This is a genomic window from Salipiger sp., from assembly GCF_059781815.1.
Map to the genome: position 1 here is coordinate 1 of NZ_JBYNAH010000283.1, position 5,812 is coordinate 5,812.

At 69.5% G+C, this 5,812-nt stretch carries 6 protein-coding genes; all 6 read left to right on the top strand.

Annotation, left to right across the window (positions count from 1 at the left end; translation table 11 throughout):
* The coding region (tolA, locus tag AC6RA4_RS22790; RefSeq protein WP_500164200.1) for a cell envelope integrity protein TolA at window positions 1-752 on the top strand (752 nt) is incomplete at its 5' end.
* Window positions 753-877: 125 nt separating this feature from the next.
* Window positions 878-2,218, top strand: a complete 1,341-nt coding sequence (gene tolB, locus AC6RA4_RS22795; protein ID WP_500164201.1) for a Tol-Pal system beta propeller repeat protein TolB — start codon at window positions 878-880, stop codon at window positions 2,216-2,218.
* A 153-nt stretch (window positions 2,219-2,371) separates the two neighbouring features.
* Complete coding sequence (pal, locus tag AC6RA4_RS22800; protein WP_500164203.1) at window positions 2,372-2,902, top strand: peptidoglycan-associated lipoprotein Pal; 531 nt, start codon at window positions 2,372-2,374, stop codon at window positions 2,900-2,902.
* Between the two features lie 5 nt (window positions 2,903-2,907).
* Entirely contained in the window at window positions 2,908-3,735 is an 828-nt protein-coding gene (ybgF, locus tag AC6RA4_RS22805) for a tol-pal system protein YbgF (protein WP_500164204.1), read from the top strand.
* Between the two features lie 24 nt (window positions 3,736-3,759).
* The gene (tilS, locus tag AC6RA4_RS22810) at window positions 3,760-5,106 is read left to right on the top strand and encodes a tRNA lysidine(34) synthetase TilS (RefSeq protein ID WP_500164206.1); all 1,347 of its coding nucleotides are present in this window, start codon (window positions 3,760-3,762) and stop codon (window positions 5,104-5,106) included.
* A gap of 86 nt (window positions 5,107-5,192) precedes the next feature.
* Window positions 5,193-5,812 (top strand): ATP-dependent metallopeptidase FtsH/Yme1/Tma family protein (locus AC6RA4_RS22815; RefSeq protein WP_500164208.1); only part of this gene is annotated, 620 nt, incomplete at its 3' end.

The following is a 5,812-nucleotide window of genomic DNA, read 5'->3' on the forward strand; positions in this document are numbered from 1 at the left end:
CCCCGGAAAGCGCGCCGCGCCCTGTGCCGCGCCCGGCGCCCCGCGTCGCGCCCGAGCCGGTCGCCCCGCCCGAGCCTGACGTGGCCGAGGCCGAGGAGGTCCAGGAGGCGGTGCAGGAAGAGGCCGACAGCCCCGACGTGGCCGAGGAGGCTCAGGAGGCCACCGCGCCGCCCGAGACCGCGACCCAGATCGTCACCGAAGCCGACGAGCCGGCCTCGGCGCCGCCCTCGTCCGTGCGTCCGCGCCCGCGTCCGCGCGACATCGCTTCGGCGCAGCCGGCCCCCGAGCCGGCGTCGGAGAGCGCAAGCGCAAGCGCGAGCACGCCGGACCCGGCCCCCGCGCCGTCGCAATCGACCGACTCCGCCGTCGATGCGGCGATCGCCGAGGCGCTTGGCGGAGGTGCACCCACCCAGTCGCAGGCGCCGGCCGGCCCGCCGCTCACCCGTGGCGAGCAGGACGCGCTGCGCATCGCGGTGCAGCGCTGCTGGATCGTCGACGTGGGCAGCGAGGCCGCCAGCGTCACGGTGACCGTGGGCATGGACATGGAGCCCACGGGGCGCGTGGTGAGTTCGAGCCTGCGCCTGGTCGGCTCGGAAGGCGGCAGCGCCTCCGCCGCCGACACCGCCTTCCAGGCGGCGCGCCGCGCCATCCTGCGCTGCCAGGGCGACGGCTACCAGCTGCCGCAGGACAAGTACGAGCAGTGGAAACGCATCGAGATGACCTTCAATCCCGACGACATGAGGCTGCGATGATCATGCGACCGGCAAGGTCCCGCCCATCGCGGCGGCGGAACTTGGCTGTTCCCGCCGCGGCAACGCACTATCCTGACCACAATCACAGCACGAGCAGACGCCGGTCCGGCAAGGGGAGCTTTGGAATGAAACAGGTTTTGGCGCAGGCAGTGGCCCTGGTCCTCGCCCTGGTGGCGGCGCTGGCACTGGCGCTGCCCAATGCGGCGCAGGCGCAGGGCGGTCCGCTGCGGATCGAGATCACCGAGGGCACCATCGAGCCGATGGCCTACGCGGTGCCGAATTTCGTCGCCGAGACGCCGGGCGCGCAGCAATATGCCGAGCAGATCGGCCGCGTCATCGCCGATGACCTGACCGGCACCGGGCTGTTCCGCGAAATCCCGCGCGAGGCCCATATCAGCCGCATCACCTCGTTCGAGAGCCCGGTGCAATTCGCCGACTGGAAGGCGATCAACGCGCTGGTGCTTCTGACCGGCGCGGTCTCCGAGCAGGACGGCCGGGTCACCGTGAAGTTCCGCGTCTGGGACGTGTTCGCCGGCACCGAGCTCGGCGCCGGCATGCAGTTCGCCGCCACCTCCGACGGCTGGCGCCGGCTGGCGCACAAGGTGGCCGACCAGGTCTATTCCCGGCTGACCGGTGAGAGCGGCTATTTCGACAGCCGCGTGGTCTTTGTCTCCGAGAGCGGGCCAAAGGACCAGCGCGCCAAGCGCCTCGCGATCATGGATTACGACGGCGCCAACGTGCAGTACCTGACCGACAGCCGCTCGATCGTGCTGGCGCCGCGCTTCTCGCCCAATGGCGACCGGGTGCTCTACACCAGCTACGAGACCGGCGAGCCTCGGGTCCACGTGCTCAACGTCGGCGCCGTGCAGAGCCAGATCATGTCGTCGGAGGGCGGCATCATGAGCTTTGCGCCGCGCTTCTCGCCAGATGGCAGCAAGGTGGTCTACTCGGTGACCTCCGGGTCCAACACCGACATCTACATGCGCGATCTGGCCAGCGGCACCACCACGCAGCTCACCTTCACCCCCTCGATCGAGACCGCGCCGAGCTTCTCGCCCGATGGCAGCCGCATCGTCTTCGAGAGCGACCGCTCGGGCACCCAGCAGCTCTACGTGATGTCGGCAAACGGGGGCGAGCCGACCCGGATCAGCTTCGGTCAGGGCCGCTACGGCACTCCGGTCTGGTCGCCGCGCGGCGACCTGATCGCCTTCACCAAGCAGAACCAGGGCCGCTTCCACATCGGCGTCATGCGCACTGACGGCAGCGAGGAACGCCTTCTCACCGCCTCGCATCTCGACGAGGGCCCGAGCTGGGCGCCAAACGGCCGGGTGCTGATGTTCTCGCGCGAGACGCAGGGCGCCAGCGGCACCTCGTCGCTCTACACCGTCGACGTGGCCGGGCGGAAGCTGACCCGGGTGCGCACCCCCGACGGCGCCTCGGACCCGAGCTGGGGGCCGCTGCAGTGAGCCATCCGCCCGAAAAATCTTCTTCGAGAGATTTTTCGGGGCGCCCGACTGACGGCCAGGATTTTTCGGGCGAAAAATCCTGGCCTTCGCACGACATTTGCAAGCCAACATGCCTGTGATAATTTGCCGGCAAGAAACGAGCAGGACAGTTCCATGAAACATCTCTCCAAGGCCCTGATGATCGCCGCCGTACTGGGGCTGGCGGCCTGTACGAACGGCGACCGTTTCGGGTCGGGCAGCGGGTCTGACGCCTATGGCGCCGGGGCCGGCGCAGGCGTCGAGACCGGCATCGTGCCGGGCAGCGCCAACGATCCCAAATCGCCCGCCTATTTCAACCAGACCATCGGCGACCGCGTGTTCTTCCTCGTCGACCAGTCGACCCTGACGCCGGAGGCTCAGGCGACCCTCGACGGGCAGGCCGGCTGGCTGATGACGAACTCCGATTACCTCGCGGTGATCGAGGGGCACGCCGACGAGCAGGGCACCCGCGAGTACAACATCGCCCTCGGCGCCCGCCGCGCCAACGCCACGATGGAGTACCTGATCTCCAAGGGCGTTGCGCCGAACCGGCTGAAGATCATCAGCTACGGCAAGGAGCGCCCGGTCGAGATCTGCTCGGAAGAGGCATGCTATGCCAAGAACCGACGCGCCGTGACCGTGATCTCCATGGGTCTCGGGAGCTGACGACCATGCGCCTTGCCGCCCTCGCCCTGTGCTTCGGCCTCGCCGCGGCCACCGCCGCGCCGGCCCAGGACAGTGAAACCCTGGCCGACATCCGGCAGGATCTCGGCCTTCTGAAGGGAGAGCTGCTGCGCCTTCAGCAAGAGCTCAACACCACGGGAGCGAGCGGTGCGCAGGTGAGCGGCAGCACGCTCGACCGGGTCAACATCATCGAACGCGAACTCCAGCGCGTCACCGCGCTGGCCGAGGAACTGCAGCATCGCATCGACATGGTGGTGCAGGACGGCAGCAACCGTATCGGCGATCTCGAGTTCCGGCTCTGCGAGCTCGAGCCCGGCTGCGACATCGGCAATCTCGGCGACACGCCGCTTCTGGGCGGGCAGGCGCCCTCCACCGGCGCGCCCGCGCCGGCCCCGGCGCCGGCGCAGCCCTCGAATGGTGGCGCGGAACTTGCGGTCAGCGAACAGAATGACTTCCGGCGGGCGCAGGAGGCGCTCGCCAGCGGTGACTTTCAGGGCGCCGCGGACCAGTTTGCGGCCTTCCGCCAGACCTTTCCCGGCAGCCCGCTAGAGCCCGACGCCCTTCTCGCCGAGGGCAAGGCGCTGGACCAGACCGGCGACACCCGCACCGCGGCGCGCCGCTTTCTCGACGCCTATGCCAACTATCCCGAGAGCCACGCCGCGCCGGAGGCGCTGTGGCGGCTCGGGGCGGCGCTCGGGGCGCTGCAGAGCCTCAACGAGGCCTGCGTGACGCTGGCCGAGGTCGGCGCGCGCTACCCAGGCACCCCGGCGGTGGCCGAGGCCGAGGCCGAGATGGGCCGTCTCGGCTGCCAGTGAGGCAAGCTCCGTGAGACGCCTCCGGTGACGTCGCAGCCCGACAGTCTCGACCAGCGCTTCGCCGAGGCGATGGGGGCGGCGCTGGGGCCGGATTTCCCCTCCGACATCGCGCTGGCCGTCTCAGGCGGCGGCGACAGCATGGCGATGCTGACGCTGGCGCACAATTGGGCCCATGTCTGGGGCACACGGCTTTGGGTGGTGACCGTTGATCACGGGCTGCGCCCGGAGGCGGCAGCCGAGGCGGCGTTGGTGCGTGAGACCTGCGACGAGCTCGGCCATCCCCACGCCACGCTGCACTGGCGCTGGGACGGGCAGGGCAACCTGATGGACGCCGCCCGCCGCGCCCGGCTCGACCTCATCGGCCGCTGGCGCGGCGCTCTTCGGTACGTGCTGCTGGCCCATACACGCGACGACGTGGCGGAGACCTTCCTGATGCGGCTGGCGCGGGGTTCGGGGGTCGACGGGCTCTCGGCGATGCGCCCGCTGCGCGTGGTGGCGCAGGAGGACTTCGCGCCGCTATCTCCCGAAGAGTGCTTTGGCGCGCGGCCGCCGGGGGCCGTGCTGCAGGCCGACTTTACCATTGTGCGCCCCTGCCTCGACATGCGCCGAGCGGAGCTGCGCCACTACCTGCGCGTGCTCAAGGGGTGCTGGGTCGACGATCCCACCAACGAGGACGACCAGTACGAGCGCGCCCGCATCCGCAAGCTGCTGCACGGCCTCGAGGCCGAGGGGCTGGGTGCCGAGACCTTCGCCGCCACCGCCGGGCGCATGTCGCGCGCCCGCGAGGCGCTGCGCGCCCGGGCGCTCTGGGCATGGGAGCGCTGCGGCAGCGAGGGCGCGGCGGGCGACCTCTGCTTCGAGCGCAGCGCGTTCGAGGCGCTCGAGCAGGAGACCCAGCTGCGGCTGCTCGCCGCCGCCCTGCAATGGGTGGCTTCGGCGGAGTACCGCCCGCGCGCCGCGGCGCTTGAGGCGCTGCTCGAGCGGCTGCTCTCGGGCGGGGCCGGCACGCTGATGGGCTGCGCGGCACGGGCGGAGCGCGAGCACCTGCGGATCTGGCGCGAATACGCGGCGGTCGGGGGCATCCACACCACGGTGGGTGAGACCACGCTCTGGGACGGGCGCTGGCGGGTTTTCCATCCCGATCTCAAGGGGCTGACGGTGCGCGCGCTTGGCGACGAGGGCTGGCGACAGGCCGCCGCCACACGTCAGGCGAGAGTGCCACATGCGCTGGCGCGCCCCTTGCCTGCAGTGTGGGACGGCGACCGGCTCGTGGCCTGCGACGCGGTCGGGATGGGGCCGGGCGGCACGACCGCGCTGGCGGCAGGCGACGCGCAGGACGGCGGTTTCCCCGGCTTCCTGCTTTCGCACTGAATTCGCATTGAACGTGCCGCCTTGATCCTTATGTTAGGCACATCGTGCTCTGATCGGGGCACGCGACGCATGTTTGGAGGCATTCCTTGGGCAACGCACGTAATATCGCCTTCTGGGTGGTCCTGTTTCTTCTGATCCTCGCCCTGTTCAACCTGTTCTCGGGCGGTGGCAGCACCCTTCAGAGCCGCGAAATCAGCTATTCCGATTTCGTCTCGGCGGTGGAAGACAACAGTGTCAGCTCGGTCACGATCGACGGTGAACAGATCCGCTACCGCAGCAGCGACGGCACCGACTACGTGACGGTGAAACCCGAGGATGCCCAGGTCACCGACCTTCTCATCGAAAACGGCGTGACGGTGCGCGCCGAGCAGCAGGAACAGTCCGGCTTCCAGGCCTTCCTGCTCTCGCTGCTGCCCTTCCTGCTGCTGATCGGCGTCTGGATCTACTTCATGAACCGGATGCAGGGCGGCGGCAAAGGCGGCGCCATGGGCTTTGGCAAGTCCAAGGCCAAGATGCTGACCGAAAAGCATGGCCGCGTGACCTTTGACGACGTGGCGGGCATCGACGAGGCCAAGGAAGAGCTGGAAGAGATCGTCGAATTCCTGCGCAACCCGCAGAAATTCTCGCGCCTTGGCGGCAAGATCCCCAAAGGCGCGCTGCTGGTTGGCCCTCCGGGGACTGGTAAGACGCTGCTGGCCCGCGCAAT